The organism is Giesbergeria giesbergeri (assembly GCF_054779375.1).
Genome location: NZ_BAAGYJ010000001.1, coordinates 267,200 through 282,753, shown reverse-complemented (window position 1 = coordinate 282,753; position 15,554 = coordinate 267,200). Strand labels below are relative to the sequence as shown.

General features: G+C 58.2%; 14 protein-coding genes. 5 read left to right on the top strand and 9 right to left on the bottom strand.

Annotated elements, in window-relative coordinates:
- Nucleotides 1–47 precede the first annotated feature (47 nt).
- From thrC to ACYVB2_RS01315, 3 genes are read right to left on the bottom strand one after another with little or no spacing between them, the layout of a single operon-like run.
- The gene (gene thrC / locus ACYVB2_RS01325) at nt 48–1,475 is read right to left on the bottom strand and encodes a threonine synthase (protein WP_382431288.1); all 1,428 of its coding nucleotides are present in this window, start codon (nt 1,473–1,475) and stop codon (nt 48–50) included.
- Nucleotides 1,475–2,809 (bottom strand): homoserine dehydrogenase, encoded by a 1,335-nt coding sequence (locus ACYVB2_RS01320; protein WP_382431290.1) that lies wholly within the window; start codon nt 2,807–2,809, stop codon nt 1,475–1,477. Before ACYVB2_RS01320 ends, thrC begins: the two co-directional genes overlap by 1 nt.
- A gap of 48 nt (nt 2,810–2,857) precedes the next feature.
- The gene (locus ACYVB2_RS01315) at nt 2,858–4,087 is read right to left on the bottom strand and encodes a pyridoxal phosphate-dependent aminotransferase (protein WP_382431292.1); all 1,230 of its coding nucleotides are present in this window, start codon (nt 4,085–4,087) and stop codon (nt 2,858–2,860) included.
- Between the two features lie 119 nt (nt 4,088–4,206).
- Here ACYVB2_RS01315 and ACYVB2_RS01310 point away from each other — a divergent pair, with 119 nt between their 5' ends.
- The 4 genes from ACYVB2_RS01310 to xth all read left to right on the top strand — a co-directional run bounded on the left by ACYVB2_RS01310 (nt 4,207) and on the right by xth (nt 7,937).
- The gene (locus ACYVB2_RS01310) at nt 4,207–4,581 is read left to right on the top strand and encodes an Mth938-like domain-containing protein (RefSeq protein WP_382431294.1); all 375 of its coding nucleotides are present in this window, start codon (nt 4,207–4,209) and stop codon (nt 4,579–4,581) included.
- 116 nt (nt 4,582–4,697) lie between these two features.
- On the top strand, nt 4,698–5,183 hold the full coding sequence (locus tag ACYVB2_RS01305) for a peroxiredoxin (protein ID WP_382431296.1): 486 nt from the start codon (nt 4,698–4,700) through the stop codon (nt 5,181–5,183).
- Nucleotides 5,184–5,317: 134 nt separating this feature from the next.
- A complete protein-coding gene (locus ACYVB2_RS01300; protein ID WP_382431298.1) occupies nt 5,318–7,141 on the top strand; it encodes a PhoH family protein in 1,824 nt (607 codons plus the stop codon).
- A 19-nt stretch (nt 7,142–7,160) separates the two neighbouring features.
- Complete coding sequence (gene xth, locus ACYVB2_RS01295) at nt 7,161–7,937, top strand: exodeoxyribonuclease III (RefSeq protein ID WP_382431300.1); 777 nt, start codon at nt 7,161–7,163, stop codon at nt 7,935–7,937.
- 17 nt (nt 7,938–7,954) lie between these two features.
- Here xth and ntrC read toward each other — a convergent pair whose 3' ends face one another.
- The 6 genes from ntrC to ACYVB2_RS01265 form a co-directional block, all read right to left on the bottom strand.
- Nucleotides 7,955–9,505 (bottom strand): nitrogen regulation protein NR(I), encoded by a 1,551-nt coding sequence (gene ntrC / locus ACYVB2_RS01290; protein WP_382431302.1) that lies wholly within the window; start codon nt 9,503–9,505, stop codon nt 7,955–7,957.
- 36 nt (nt 9,506–9,541) lie between these two features.
- Nucleotides 9,542–10,609: a nitrogen regulation protein NR(II) gene (glnL, locus tag ACYVB2_RS01285; RefSeq protein ID WP_382431304.1), complete on the bottom strand. Its 1,068-nt coding sequence runs from the start codon at nt 10,607–10,609 to the stop codon at nt 9,542–9,544.
- Nucleotides 10,606–11,121 carry a hypothetical protein gene (locus ACYVB2_RS01280; protein WP_382431306.1) on the bottom strand — a complete coding sequence of 172 codons (516 nt, stop codon included), beginning with the start codon at nt 11,119–11,121 and terminating at the stop codon, nt 10,606–10,608. Before ACYVB2_RS01280 ends, glnL begins: the two co-directional genes overlap by 4 nt.
- Before the next feature lie 223 nt (nt 11,122–11,344).
- Nucleotides 11,345–12,760 (bottom strand): type I glutamate--ammonia ligase, encoded by a 1,416-nt coding sequence (gene glnA / locus ACYVB2_RS01275; protein WP_382431308.1) that lies wholly within the window; start codon nt 12,758–12,760, stop codon nt 11,345–11,347.
- 143 nt (nt 12,761–12,903) lie between these two features.
- Nucleotides 12,904–13,722: a competence/damage-inducible protein A gene (locus tag ACYVB2_RS01270; protein WP_382431310.1), complete on the bottom strand. Its 819-nt coding sequence runs from the start codon at nt 13,720–13,722 to the stop codon at nt 12,904–12,906.
- 13 nt (nt 13,723–13,735) lie between these two features.
- Entirely contained in the window at nt 13,736–14,614 is an 879-nt protein-coding gene (locus tag ACYVB2_RS01265; protein ID WP_382431312.1) for an EI24 domain-containing protein, read from the bottom strand.
- Nucleotides 14,615–14,742: 128 nt separating this feature from the next.
- Between ACYVB2_RS01265 and ACYVB2_RS01260 the strand changes: the two genes are divergently transcribed.
- Nucleotides 14,743–15,528, top strand: coding sequence for a FadR/GntR family transcriptional regulator (locus tag ACYVB2_RS01260; protein ID WP_382431314.1), 786 nt, complete (start codon nt 14,743–14,745; stop codon nt 15,526–15,528).
- The last annotated feature ends 26 nt before the right edge of the window (nt 15,529–15,554 follow it).

Sequence of the window (15,554 nt, the reverse complement as noted above, 5' to 3'; positions counted from 1 at the left end):
CGCTCCTGCACTACCGGCCCATTGGATGCACCGCAGACATGCGCTGCTCAATCGCAGTGGCGTGCGATGTAGGCTTTGACTTGGGCCACATCGGCGGGCATCACCTGCACGCGCTTGGGCAAATCTTCAATACCAACAAATTTGGCTGGGCGCTCAGGGGCATGGCCCAAGGCTTCGACAATGGTTTCGGCAAACTTGATGGGCAACGCGGTCTCTAGCACCAGCATGGCAATGCCGGGGCTGCGGTGTTCGCGCGCCACCTTCACGCCATCAGCGGTGTGGGTGTCGATGGTCATGCCAAAACGGGCATGGGTGTCGCGGATGGTGGCTAAGCGGTCTGCATGGGTGCTCTTGCCGCTGCAAAAACCATAGCGGCTGGCCGCTTGGGCAAAAGCCGGGTGTTGGCTCAAGTCGAAGTAGCCTTGCTGGCTCAGGGCATCGCCAAACAGAGCCTGCACCTGTGCGCCGTCACGCCCCAGCAGGTCAAAAATAAAGCGTTCAAAGTTGCTGGCTTTGGAGATGTCCATCGATGGGCTGGATGTCTCGTGCGTGTCGGCACTGCTGCGCACACGGTACACGCCGGTGCGGAAGAACTCATCCAGCACATCGTTCTCGTTGGTAGCTACCACCAAGGTGTGGATGGGCAAGCCCATCATCCGGGCCACATGACCGGCGCAGACGTTGCCAAAGTTGCCGCTGGGCACGGTAAAGCTGACTTGCTCGGTATTGCTCTCGGTGGCTTGGATGTAACCGGCAAAGTAGTACACCACTTGCGCCAACAAACGCGCCCAGTTGATGGAGTTGACCGTGCCAATTTTGTATTTGCGCTTGAACTCCAAGTCGTTGCTGACGGCTTTGACGATGTCTTGGCAGTCGTCAAACACGCCTTCAATGGCGATGTTGTGGATGTTCTCGTCTTGCAGGCTGAACATTTGTGCCTGTTGGAAGGCACTCATGCGGCCATGTGGGCTGGTCATGAAGACGCGCACACCTTCTTTGCCACGCATGGCGTGTTCTGCGGCACTGCCGGTGTCGCCACTGGTGGCGCCCAGAATGTTGAGCTGTTCGCCCCGGCGTTTGAGTTCGTATTCAAACAAGTTGCCCAGCAACTGCATGGCCATGTCTTTGAAGGCCAGTGTGGGGCCGTTGGACAGAGCTTCTAGCCACAGGCTGTCTTCGATATGGCGCAGCGGCACAATCTCGCCCGTGCCAAAAACGGCGGCGGTGTAGGTCTTGTGGCACAGGGCGCGCAGGTCGTCGGCAGGGATGTCGTCAATGTAGAGCGACAAAATTTCAAAGGCCAGCTCAGCGTAACCTTGCTTGTGGTAAACGGTGCGCCAACGGGCGAGCGTGGCATCGTCCACTTGGGGATAGTGTTCGGGCAGGTACAGGCCGCCATCAGGGGCCAAGCCTTCGAGCAGAATGTCGCAGAAGTGCTTGCGGTCGGGGTGGCCGCGCGTGGAGAGGTACAACATCAGTTCAACTCCTCTTTACGGATACGGGTGATGGGGGCCAGCACGGTGGGCAAGGCCTGCATCTGGGCGATGGCATCGTTCATCGTGCCTTCGCGCGTGTCGTGCGTCAGGATGATGAGGTCGGTTTGCGTGCTGCCTTCGCCGCCCACTTCGTCGGCTTCGCGTTGCAGCATGGCATCGATGCTGATGCCTGCACCGGCCAAAATGCCAGTCACTTGGGCCAATACACCGGCTTGGTCGGCCACGCGCAGGCGCAGATAGTAGCTGGTGACGACTTCGCTCATGGGCAGCACCGGCAGGCTGTCCATCGCGGCATCCAGCGTGTGCGCTTGGAAGGCCAAGTGCGGCACGCGGTGGTGGGGGTCAGCGGTATGCAGGCGGGCAATATCGACCAAATCAGCAATCACGGCGCTGGCCGTAGGTTCGGAACCGGCACCCTTGCCATAGTAGAGCGTTGTGCCCACGGCATCGCCATGCACCACCACAGCATTCATTGCGCCTTCCACATTGGCAATCAGGCGCTTGGCCGGTACCAAAGAGGGATGCACGCGCAGCTCTACGCCCTTGTCGGTGCGCTTGCTGATGCCCAGCAGCTTGATGCGGTAGCCCAGTTGCTCGGCATATTTGATGTCGGCCGCGCCCAGCTTGGTAATGCCTTCGACATAGGCTTTGTCAAACTGCACCGGAATACCAAAGGCAATCGCGCTCATCAGCGTGGCTTTGTGCGCTGCATCCACGCCTTCAATATCAAAGGTGGGGTCGGCTTCGGCATAGCCCAAGCGTTGCGCCTCTTTGAGCACCACGTCAAAGTCCAGGCCTTTGTCGCGCATCTCAGACAGGATAAAGTTGGTCGTGCCGTTGATGATGCCCGCCAGCCATTGGATGCGGTTGGCCGTCAGGCCTTCGCGCAGTGCCTTGATGATAGGGATGCCCCCGGCCACGGCGGCCTCGTAGGCCACCATCACGCCCTTGGCTGAGGCGGCAGCAAAAATCTCTGTGCCATGCACGGCCAGCAGCGCCTTGTTGGCCGTGACCACATGTTTACCAGCAGCAATGGCTTCGAGCACCAGTGCCTTGGCTACGCCGTAGCCACCAATCAATTCGACCACGATGTCGATATCGGGGTTGGCAATGATGGCGCGGGCATCATTGACCACCTGCACGCTGTTGCCGACCACGCTTTGGGCACGTTCTACGTCCAAATCGGCCACCATCGTGATTTGGATGCCACAACCGGCACGGCGGCTGATTTCTTCTTGGTTGCGTTGCAGTACGTTAAAAACGCCGCTACCAACGGTACCGATGCCCAGCAGGCCAACTTGAATGGGTTTCATAAGGTAATGTGCTAATTAAAAAAGTTGCGGTGCTGTACGGCCAAAGAATTACTCAGTGCCGTGGCGCTTGCGGTACTGCTCCAAGAACTTGGCCACGCGGCCAATGGCCTCACGCAGATCGGCCTCGTGGGGCAGAAACACGATACGAAAGTGATCGGGGCTGGGCCAGTTAAAGCCCGTGCCCTGCACCAACATGACCTTGGTCTCCTGCAACAGTTCTAGGAAGAACTGCTGATCGTCTTCAATGGGATACACCTTGGGATCGAGGCGTGGAAACATGTACAGCGCCGCCTGCGGCTTGACGCAACTGACCCCCGGAATGGCCGTGATGAGTGCATGGGCCAAATCGCGCTGTTTGCGCAGGCGGCCCCCCTCGCAGACCAAATCATTGATGCTTTGATAGCCGCCCAGTGCTGTTTGGATGGCCCACTGGCCGGGCACATTGGCGCACAAGCGCATGTTGGAGAGCATGTTCAAGCCCTCAATGTAGTCTTTGGCGGCTTTTTTATCACCCGACACCACCAACCAGCCCGCACGGTAGCCGCAAGAGCGGTAGCTCTTGGACAGTGAGTTAAAGGTGAGTGTGAGCACATCGTCACTCAGGCTGGCCAATGGCGTGTGTTTAATGCCATCGTAGAGCACCTTGTCATAGACCTCATCGGCAAAAATGACCAAGTTGTGCTCACGCGCAATCGCCACGATGCCCTTGAGCAGTTCGTCAGAATACAGCGCACCTGTGGGGTTGTTGGGGTTAATGACTACGATGCCCTTGGTGCGGGGTGTGACTTTGGCTCGGATGTCGTCTAGGCTGGGCATCCATCCGTTGTCTTCGTCGCACAAATAATGCACTGGGGTGCCCCCCGAGAGACTGGTGCAAGCCGTCCACAATGGGTAATCGGGAGCAGGCAGCAGCAACTCGTCGCCAGTGTCGAGTAGCGCGTTGGTAGCCATAGCAATCAGCTCAGACGCCCCATTGCCCAGATAAATGTCATCCAGCGTGACGCCCTTGACGCCTTGCTTTTGCGTCTCGTGCATCACCGCCTTGCGTGCGGCAAAGATGCCCTTGCTGTCGGAGTAGCCTGCCGAGTTGGGCAGGTTGCGGATCATGTCTTGCTGGATTTCTTCGGGGGCATCAAAGCCAAACACCGCCAAATTGCCAATGTTGAGTTTGATGATTTTGTGGCCGTCTTCTTCCATCTGCTTGGCCGCGTCCATGATCGGGCCTCGGATGTCGTAACAGACGTTGGCGAGCTTGGCAGATTTGCGTATCGATTTCATGGCTGACGAGGGTGCAAGGGGACCACAGACCCACCCTGACGCAGGGCGCTAGGGTGAAACCTATAATTTGACCACAGTTCCGTCCTCTCTTGCGCCACCCGGCGCAGTACGCCAGCACCATGAAATTTCAGCCCGACCGCCACAATATCCACAGCATTACCGGCTACGGCCCCGGATGGATTAGCGTAGGGCCGGACAAAGTGACTTCTAGCCTGATTTTGGGGGCGCATGGTTTGCGCTTGCCTTGGGACTGTGCCCGGTTTGAAGACCTGACGGCGGCACACTTTGCCCCTCTGGCAGACATTGAGGTCGAATTGATTTTGTTTGGTAGCGGTGTGCGCAACCGTTTTGTACCCCCCGCTTGGCTGCGGCCCCTGATGGAGCGGCGCATCGGCTTGGAAACGATGGACACCCAAGCGGCCTGCCGCACCTACAACATCTTGGCTGGTGAAGGCCGCAATGTGGTGGCCGCGTTGCTGTTGGAGACAGCTTAAAACAGGCCAAAAGCCGTTTCGGGGTAAAATGCCGGGTTGCGGTCGGAGGCAATCCAGAACAATACATCCGTTCCTCCGGCTTCCAACGACCACACTCCCGAGAGACTGCAGTTTATATGGCGATCGTTGTCAACAAGCCCCTTCCCGAATTTGAAGCCAACGCCACCGGCGGCATCAAGGTGACCAACACCTCGCATCACGGGCAGGTCATGGTGCTGTATTTTTACCCCAAAGACAACACGCCCGGCTGCACCACCGAGGCGATGCAGTTCCGCGACAAGTACAAAGACTTTGTCAAAGCCGGTGCTGCGGTGTTTGGCGTCTCGCGTGACAACATGAAGTCGCATGACGAGTTCAAAGAAAAGCTGGAACTGCCGTTTGAGCTGATTGCCGATACCGAAGAAAAAATGTGCCACATGTTCGGTGTCGTCAAGAACAAGATCATGTATGGCAAAAAGGTCAAGGGTATTGAGCGCAGCACTTTCCTGATCAATGAGGAAGGCATCCTGACCCACGAATGGCGTGGTTTGAAGGTGCCCGGCCATGTCGAAGAAGTGCTCAAGGCTGTCAAGTTACTCAAGGCGCTGAAAAAAGCGGCCTGATGCTGCCGACATCGCTGCCGTGCATAATGGCCCGATGCCGCTGAACTCTGCGAAGCTCCTTTCTGACCGACAAGCCGCCTGGGTTTCCCGGCGGCTTTTTGCTTTCTGAACCTGCCTGATTGAGGTCTTTGCCCATGCCACCCCTGCCACCTGCTCCCACCCGGCGTGCCGCCCAACTGCCTCCCGAGGCCTTCAAGCCTGTAGCCCGTAAGGCCAGTGCCACCGACAAAAGCCCCCCTGCCCCAGCCACAGATACCGTTGTTTCTGTCAGCGCAGTGGCGGACACGCCAGTGGTGGCCCCAGTTGCGCGCAAGGGTGGTCGTCGCCCTGCTGCCACCCCAGTGAGCACTCCTGCTGTGGCTGCTACCGCCATCGCCACACCTGCTTCCCGTAGCCGCCGCAATGTGCCAACGCCGGCCTTGGTGCAAACACCGGCATCTGTGGTGGCGTCTCCAGAGGTTTCTGTGGTCACAGCGCCTGCAACCCCTATGGCAGCCACTGCACCCGTGGTGGTTGCCCCTGAGAAGCGCCAGCGCCATCAGACACGCAAGGCGGCCCGCAGTAGTGGCCCGACCAAACTGTTTGTGCTCGACACCAATGTGTTGCTGCACGACCCGACCAGCTTGTTCCGTTTTGAAGAACACGATATCTATCTGCCGATGATCGTGCTCGAAGAGCTGGATGCCCACAAGAAGGGCATGACCGAAGTGGCGCGCAATGGTCGCCAGGTCAGCCGGTCGCTGGATGCTTTGGCTGCCACCCAAGGTGCCGACATCGGCCAGGGGCTTAAGCTCGACTCTACCGGCCAGCGTGGGGCCACTGGGCATTTGTATTTCCAGACTTCGGCGTTGGACTACCAACTGCCTACCAGCTTGCCTCAGGGCAAAGCAGACAACCAAATCTTGGGTGTGGTGGAGGCACTGCGCAAGTTGCATGCTCCGCGCGAAGTGGTGTTGGTCTCCAAAGACATCAACATGCGTGTCAAGGCCCGTGCGTTGGGCTTGCCTGCTGAAGACTACCAGAACGACAAAGCACTCGATGATGATGACCTGCTCTATTCAGGCGCTTTGGCGCTGCCTGCCGACTTCTGGAGCCGCCACGGCAAGGCGGTAGAGAGCTGGCAGAGCGGCCCGAATACTTTCTATCGCATCAGTGGCCCGATCGTAGCGCAGTGGATGATCAACCAGTTTGTCTATTTTGAAGCCCCCGGCGAGCCCAGTCTGTATGCGCGCGTTACCGAAATCCGCGACAAAACTGCCGTGTTGCGTACGCTTAAAGACTATGCCCATGCCAAAAATGCGGTGTGGGGTGTCAACAGTCGCAACCGCGAGCAAAACTTTGCCCTCAACCTGCTCATGGATCCAGAGGTCGATTTGGTCACGCTCACTGGCACGGCAGGCACGGGCAAGACCTTGATGGCCTTGGCCGCTGGCCTGACCCAAGTGCTGGATGAGCGCCGCTATACCGAAATCATCATGACCCGTGCTACGGTGAGTGTGGGCGAAGATATTGGTTTCTTGCCTGGCACCGAAGAAGAAAAAATGGGGCCGTGGATGGGTGCCTTGGACGATAACCTCGAGTTTTTAGCCAAAGGTGAGGGGGGCAACCCCGGCGAGTGGGGCCGTGCTGCCACGAATGAATTAATTCGCAGTCGTATCAAGATCAAGAGCATGAACTTTATGCGTGGGCGCACGTTCATGAACAAGTACGTCATCATCGACGAGGCACAAAACCTGACCCCTAAGCAGCTCAAAACGCTGATTACGCGTGCTGGGCCAGGCACCAAAATTGTCTGCATGGGCAATTTGGCGCAGATTGATACGCCCTACCTGACGGAAGGCTCTTCGGGCCTGACTTTCACGGTAGATCGTTTCAAGGGCTGGCCACACAGCGGTCATATCACGTTGGCCCGTGGTGAGCGTTCGCGGTTGGCCGACTTTGCCAGCGATGTGCTCTGAGCGCAAAGCAAAGTTGGCAATGCAAATCGCTACTTGGAACGTCAACTCTCTCTCTGTCCGTTTGCCGCAGGTGTTGGACTGGTTGGCCAGCAACCCTGTCGATGCCCTTGGTTTGCAAGAGCTCAAACTGGTGGAGGAGAGATTTCCTTTCGCTGCCTTAGAAGCGGCAGGCTACCACGCGGTAGTTCACGGCCAAAAAACCTACAACGGTGTGGCCTGGCTCACGCGCAGTCCGGTGCTGGAGGTGGTGCGCAATATTCCCGGTTTGGCCGATGAACAGGCCCGCACCATTGCCGCCACGCTCGACACCCCTCAGGGGCCAGTGCGGTTGATCAATGGTTATTTTGTCAACGGGCAAGCACCTGGCACCGATAAGTTTGCCTACAAGATGCGCTGGCTTTCTGCTTTGCATGCTTGGGTGGCTGCTGAGCTGGCTTGCCACCAGCGGTTGGTGCTGCTGGGTGACTTTAATATTGCCCCGCAAGACCGCGACTCTCATGATCCCGAAGGCCTGCGCGGTAGCATCCACCACACCGTGGAGGAACGGGGGCAATTCCAAGCCTTGCTCGATTTGGATCTACACGACGCCTTTCGTCTGTTCGAGCAGCCCGAGAGAAGCTTTTCTTGGTGGGATTACCGGATGTTGGGTTTTCAGAAGAACCGTGGCTTGCGCATTGACCATATTTTGGTCAGTGCAGCATTGCGCCATACGGTCACTGCTTGCACCATCGACCGCACGCCTCGCAAAAAACCGCAACCCAGTGACCATGCTCCAGTGGTCGTGACTTTGGGTTGAGGGCCAGCGTTGCCGTGCTAGTCTTCATGGGCATCGAGGCCCAACTCTTGGATTTTGCGGGTGATCGTGTTGCGCCCAATGCCCAAACGTTGCGCAGCCTCCATGCGGCGGCCATGTGTGGCAGCCAAGGCTGCCGCGATGAGTCGGGACTCAAAGCGGCGCGTCAATACATCCCAGACATCTGACTGCCCACTGGCCAGCAGCAATTGGGCTTCGGCCTCCAGAGGGGCTTCCCACCCACTGTGAACGGCCAACTCTGGCCCTGTGCCTGCCGCTGGGGTGGGCCAAGCGGGTGGGGCAGACCCAGCGGTGGTAATGCCAGATCCAGCCATCATGCTGGTGGCCTGTAGCGAGGGTTGTGCCAAAGGCAAAATGGGGGGCTGTGGTGGTGGCGCCTCCAGCACTTCTGGAGGCAAATCCTGCACAGAAATGACTTGGGCCGGTGCCATGACTGTGAGCCAATGGCAAATATTTTCTAGTTGGCGCACATTGCCTGGAAAGGCAAACTGTGCCAGCCGGGCCAGTGCAGCATCTGCAATGCGCTTGGGCTCCACCCCCAATTGGCGCGCACTTTGCTGCAAAAAATGGCGCGTGAGCATGGGCACGTCTTCGGGGCGCTCGCGCAGGGCTGGCAGCCGCAGCCGGATCACATTGAGCCGATGGAACAAGTCCTCACGGAAGGCACCGTCCTTGACCCGCTGCTCCAGATTTTGGTGGGTGGCGGCAATGACACGCACATGGGCTTTGACGGCGCTGTGCCCACCCACGCGGTAAAACTGCCCATCTGACAGCACGCGCAGCAAGCGGGTTTGCAAATCAAACGGCATATCGCCGATTTCATCCAAAAACAGCGTGCCGCCCTCCGCCTGTTCAAAACGGCCCCGGCGCTGTGTTTGTGCGCCGGTAAAAGCGCCGCGCTCATGGCCGAACAATTCGGATTCCAACAAATCCTTGGGGATGGCCGCTGTATTGATGGCGACAAATGGCCCATTGGCGCAGGGCGAATGTTTGTGCAGGGCGCGTGCGACCAGCTCTTTGCCCGAGCCGGATTCGCCGGTGATGAGCACTGTGACCATGCTTTGGCTCAGGCGGCCAATGGCACGAAACACGTCTTGCATGGCCGGGGCTTGGCCCAACATCTCCGCCGCAGCAGCGGGGCTGTCTTGGGCCACGCTTTCGCGCTGGCTCTCTTGCACAGCCCGACGGATCAGCTCGACTGCTTTGGGCAGATCAAACGGCTTGGGCAGGTACTCGAACGCACCGCGCTGAAAGGCGGAGACGGCGCTGTCCAGATCGGAATAGGCCGTCATGATGATCACCGGCAGTGCCGGTTGCAAGGCATGGACTTTTTCCAACAATTGCAGCCCAGAGCCACCGGGCATGCGAATGTCACTGACCAGCACTTGTGGCCCTGGCTGGGATGCGTCACCGGCCCCAATGTCGGCCAAGGCATCTAGCACTTCGCGTGGGTTGGTGAAACTGCGGGTGGGCAGGTTGTCACGCGCCAGTGCTTTTTCTAGCACAAAGCGGATCGAGGGGTCGTCATCTACTATCCAGATCGGCTTCATGGGTGTTGTGTCTCACTGGTTGCCGGTTATATATCCTTAGGGCAAAGGAATCAGGATGCGGAAGTCGGTGCGACCGGGTGCGCTATCGCACTCGATCATGCCGTGGTGGCGCTGCACAAAGGTTTGTGCCAACGTCAGGCCCAACCCCGACCCGCCATCCCGTCCCGACACCAGGGGATAGAAGATCCGCTCCCGTATGGCATCGGGCACGCCTGGCCCGTTGTCTATGACATGCAATTCCAATGCCAGCTTGTAACGCTCGCGCCCCAAGGTGACTTGCCGGGCCACCCGGGTGCGCAACATGATGCGCGCGTTGCTCTGTGCCATCTGTGGCACCAGTGCCTGTGCTGCGTTTTGCACCACATTGAGCACGGCTTGGATCAGTTGCGCTCGGTCTCCTCGGAACTCTGGAATCGAGATGTCGTAGTCTTGCTCAATGCTCAGCCCCTGCGGATACTCCACCAACACCAGTGAGCGCACCCGCTCACAGACTTCGTGGATGTTCACATCCCCCACCAGATGGGGGTGGCGGTGTGGGGCCAGCAGCCGATCTACCAAACTTTGCAGGCGGTCGGCTTCATGGATGATGACTTGGGTGTACTCCGTCATCTCGGGGCTGTCGAGTTCCATTTCCAACAACTGCGCGGCTCCCCGAATGCCTCCCAGTGGGTTTTTGATTTCGTGTGCCAGATTGCGGATCAGTTCTTTGTGCGCCTGTGCTTGATCGCGTAGGCGTTCTTCTCGGTCTTGGCGGGCTTGTTGTTCTAGCGGCCACAATTCGACCAGCACTTCACCAGGGTGGTCTGCGGGCACAACGCTCACATGCACCAGCACCGATTCTTGGTGCAAGCGTTTGAGGCAGCCATCAAAGCGCACCGCAGCAAAATCTTCTCCCCAGCTACCGGCCAGTGCATTTTGCAACAGCGATGGCAAGGTGAAGAATTGGGCAAAGTCCATGCCTTCGAGGGTGCGGCGTGACAAACCTACCGTATCTTCGAGGGCTGCATTGGCAAACTGCACAGTACCATCGGGCCGCAACACGGCCACCAGCACCGACAACAAATCCAGCGACTGGAAGCGGCCAGTCAGTGCGGGAGCCTTCATTTGAGCCGTCCTATCTCACGCTGGATGCCTGCGATATCACTTTCGGTGCGGGCAATGTGGGCCTTGAGTTCTGCGGTGCGCTCGGCATAGCGTTGGGGGTTGCGCAAATCCAGTGCATTGCGTTCGGGGGCACCGTTGTTGTATTCTTTTTCCAAGTCTGCCAATCGGGTTTGGGCTTTGCGCAATTCGGCCTCCAAAATGGCGCGGGCATCTGAGTCGCGGGCACGCTGCTCGCCATTGTCTACGCGGGGGGCACCAGCCGGTGATGCCACTGGGGCGGGTTTGCTGGAGGTGGGGGCGGCAGTGCTGCTGCGTGGGCTGGCGGGGTTGGACTGCAATACGGTGACATTGCCCCCATCTACCGGTTTGCAGCCGCGCTCACGGGCTTGGTTGGCATTGTTGGTGTACTCATTGCCACAACGGTAGATGCGGTCCTGTGCCCCAGCAACCACAGGGGCTCCCAGAAGGGCGAACAGCAGGCCCGAGAGCCAGATGAAGCGTGTTTTTTTCATGAATTTTCTCGCCTGGAACATGCAGGGGGTATGCGCCAGAGTATCTGCGAAACACTCTCCTGCTCCAACGAACAAACCGCCGCGACACCCCGACAGCAGGTGGGATGTAGGCCAGCCGTACAGGTTCCGTGGCAGTGCATGATAGGGTGCGACCATGAAAAAAGGCGGTGTATATCACCGCCTTGTGTCTTGCATGTGGGCCAATAAGGCCCAGCATCAGAGTTTACAGCGAGTAGTACATGTCGTACTCGACCGGATGCACGGCCATGCGGAAGCGGGTCACTTCGCTCATCTTCAGCTCAATGTAGGCATCGAGCATGGAGTCGGAGAACACGCCACCCTTGGTCAGGAAGGCGCGGTCTTGGTCGAGGTGCTCCAGTGCTTGATCCAAGCTGTGGCACACGGTAGGCACCAGCTTGTCTTCTTCGGGGGGCAAATGGTACAAGTCCTTGGTGGCAGCTTCGCCGGGATGGATCTTGTTTTCCACGCCGTCCAGACCCGCCATCAGCAGGGCGGCAAAACCCAAGTAGGGGTTCATCAGTGGATCGGGGAAGCGGGCCTCGACGCGGCGACCCTTGGGGTTGGACACGTAGGGGATACGGATAGAAGCCGAGCGGTTTTTGGCCGAGTAGGCCAGCTTGACGGGGGCTTCAAAGTGGGGCACCAGGCGCTTGTAGCTGTTGGTGCCGGGGTTGGTGATGGCGTTCAGGGCGCGGGCGTGCTTGATGATGCCACCGATGTAGTACAGGGCAAAATCGCTCAGGCCCGCATAGCCGTCACCGGCGAACAGGTTTTTGCCGTCTTTCCAGACCGATTGGTGAACGTGCATGCCAGAGCCGTTGTCGCCGTGGTAGGGCTTGGGCATGAAGGTGGCGGTCTTGCCGTAGGCATTCGCCACGTTGTGGATCACGTACTTTTGCAGCATGGTCCAGTCGGCGCGCTCTACCAGCGTGCTGAACTTGGTACCGATTTCGTTTTGACCTGCGCCTGCCACTTCGTGGTGGAACACTTCGACTGGAATGCCCAAGGATTCGAGAATCAAAGACATTTCAGCGCGCATGTCTTGCGTGCTGTCGACGGGGGGCACAGGGAAGTAGCCGCCCTTGACGGTGGGGCGGTGACCACGGTTGCCGCCGTCGAGCTTGGCGCCGGTGTTCCAAGGGGCTTCGTATTCTTCGATTTCGTAGAAGGTGTTGTGTGGCTCGGTGCCCCAACGGATGCCATCAAAAATGAAGAATTCTGGCTCTGGCCCAAAGAAGGCGGTGTCGCCCAAACCAGATGCCTTCAGGTAGGCTTCTGCACGCTTGGCGATGGAGCGGGGGTCACGGTCGTACGACTTGCCATCGCTGGGCTCGATCACGTCACAGGTCAGCACCAGGGTGGGCTCTTCAAAGAAGGGGTCTACCACGGCAGTGTTGGGGTCGGGGATCAGTTGCATGTCGGAGGCTTCAATGCCTTTCCAACCAGCAATGGAGGAGCCATCAAAAGCATGGCCCGACGAGAACTTGTCTTCATCAAAATGCGACACCGGCACCGTGGTGTGGTGTTGCTTGCCACGGGTATCGGTGAAACGGAAGTCAACAAACTTGACTTCGTTTTCTTTCACCATGTTCATCACGTCCGCAACGGTCTTGGCCATCAGGTTCTCCTGGAAAAACGCTCGTTGAAAAAATGGATATGTCCGGTCAAAGCAGATTACATGCCAGCCACAACCCACATTGTGCCTGTTCGTGCCAAGGCAACGAGGCCGTTGTGGGGGCATTACTCGGCTTTTGACGATACTCAGAGATTGCGCACCAATTCGGGGCTGCATTTGGCACCAAATTGGTGCAGTCGTGCACGCAAATCGACCCAAGCGGCAGGTACGGCGGTAGCTGGGCCTTTGACGCCCAATTCAATATGGCGCCCATGTACGGGGTGATCCACACTGGGGAGACTGAACACGCGCACTTCAGGATGGGCCTGTTCGATCTGTTCCATCATAGGTGTCAGAGTGGCTTCTATCGCACCATAGACGAGCACAGAATGCTCGGTTTGTGGTGCTTGGTGGAACAGGTGGTGGTATTGCTGTTCTAGCACCCATTCCACCATCGGCCATGCCATGACTGGAAAGCCGGGCACAAAATGCACTGCACCACCGCTGGGCACGCTGCAACTGAAACCCGGAATTTTGTTGTATGGATTGGGAATGATGCGGGCGCCCACCGGAAACACGCCCATTTGCAGGCGTTGTATGTTGTCGGGGCGTTCTGGCTCGAATGGCACTCCCTGCTCTTGGGCTGTGTCTTGTATGCGTTCGCGGATCAGGGCGGCTGCTTGTGGGTGCAACTCCAGTGCTACGCCCAAGGCGCGGGCAGCGCATTGGCGGGTGTGGTCGTCGGGGGTGGCGCCAATGCCGCCAGTGCTGAACACCACGTCGCCTGACGCAAAGGCCCGCGCCAAAGTAGCGGTGATGCGGTCGGGGTCGTCTCCTACATACTCGGCATAAGACAGGGACAGTCCACGCGCTGCCAGCAGTTCGATGACTTTGCCCAGATGCTTGTCAGCACGCTTGCCCGAGAGGATTTCATCGCCAACGATGATGAGACCAAATTTTTGCATGGGGGTTGCTCTTTCAGGAAACGGGGGGAGGCAGCTGTTGTGTGCTCTCGGGGGGGCAGGTCACCACGGGCGGCTGCACGTCTGGCACAGGGGATGGCTGCTCGGCCCGCAATTGTTGCAGTGCTGCCAGACAAAAGTGCACAAACCACAATGACGAAAAGGCAAACACCAGTGCGTAAATCCAGATAGCCAAAGGCACCAAGATAAAGAAGGCTGCCACAAACAGCACCCCCGAAGCCCAGACAATGGCTGGTGCTGCCCCGAGGTAGCCACAGACTACTCCCATCAGCAGCAATGTCATGCGGTGGCGCCGCAGCAGTTCTTCGCATTCGGCTTTGCTGGCGTGTTCTGCCAACGCATCAAAGGCCATGACCCGGTAGGTCAGCCAGCCCCAGATCAGGGGCGGCAAAATCAGCACCAGTGGCGGAATCAACCACAGGGGCATGGACAGCAACAGCACCACCAGTGCCACCAGGGTGGAGCCTAGAGACCAGACCACGCTGTGCAGAAATGAGCCCCCGTGTTGGCGCTCCAAGGTTGGGAAACGCCTTTGTCCTACCAAGGAGACCAGCATGGGCGTCATGAGAAAAGCGACCGCCAAAAGGGACACCAGCACGATCAACGGGGTAAGCAGCACCACCACCAGCACGGGGGCCAACACGCCTGTGGCGTTGTGGAGTCCTTGTTGTTGCAGCCAAGCCCATAGCGGAGCCAGCCAAGTGCTGGCCTCTAGTGCCGCAGACATGGCCGCTATGGCACTACCCCAATAAAAGTAGCCTCCGCCTAGCGCCAATATGACCATCAAAGCCAGTGGCAAGACAGACCACGCTATCACACGGGGCAGCATGCAGTATGCCAAGGCACGGAAAAAGGAGTCCATGAGGAGAGCCATGCTTTCAAGGATACCTGTTGCGGGTCAGGAGGTCATGGGCATAGGGTTTTGCGCTGGGGTGAATAGGCACTCAATCTGGAGTTTAATGATATGTTGTCATACAACATAAACAGATTATCATTGCTGGTATGGAAAGTTCTACAAAGGGGTTTCCCTCCGTCACGCAGCCTAGCCATTTGCCTTTGCGTGGCAAATCTGGGCACAGTGGGCGCAATTTGGCTACCCTGCTGTTTGAGGAATACTCAAGCAAAATTCGCAACGGTTTGCTCAACGAGGGAGACAAGTTACCGACCGAGTCGGCCTTGGTGCGCACCTACGAGGTCAGTCGTACCGTGGTGCGAGAGGCGCTGTCACGTTTGCAGGCCGCTGGCTTGGCCGAGACGCGCCACGGCATTGGCACGTTTGTGCGTGCTTCGCAGGCGGCTCCCACGTTGTCTCTGAATGCAGAAGAACTCAGTGCCTCGGTAGATGTGATGGCCGTGCTGGAGTTGCGCATTGGCCTAGAAACTGAAAGTGCGGGATTGGCTGCGTTGCGACGCACTCCAGACCAGCTTGAGGGTATCAGGGCGGCCTTGTCTGCTTTTGAGCAGGCTTTTCAGCGCGGTGAAGACACGGTGGCCCACGACTTCACTTTTCATATTCGCATTGCAGAGGCTACGGGCAACCCTTATTTTGCCGACATTCTGCGCCACTTTGGCGCATTGCTTATTCCCCGCAAACGCATCGTTTCGCAGCCCCAGCGAGACCCTGATTATCTGCCCCGCGTCAACCGGGAGCATGATGAAATTTTGCGTGCCATAGAGCGCCAAGATGCGGAGTCGGCCCGCGCTGCAATACGCATCCATCTGACCAACAGCCGCGAGCGGTTGCGTTTGGCACAGCAAATCAGTGGGTTGGCGGCTTCCCGCACCTGACCCGCACACCACGCCGTGCCCAACAC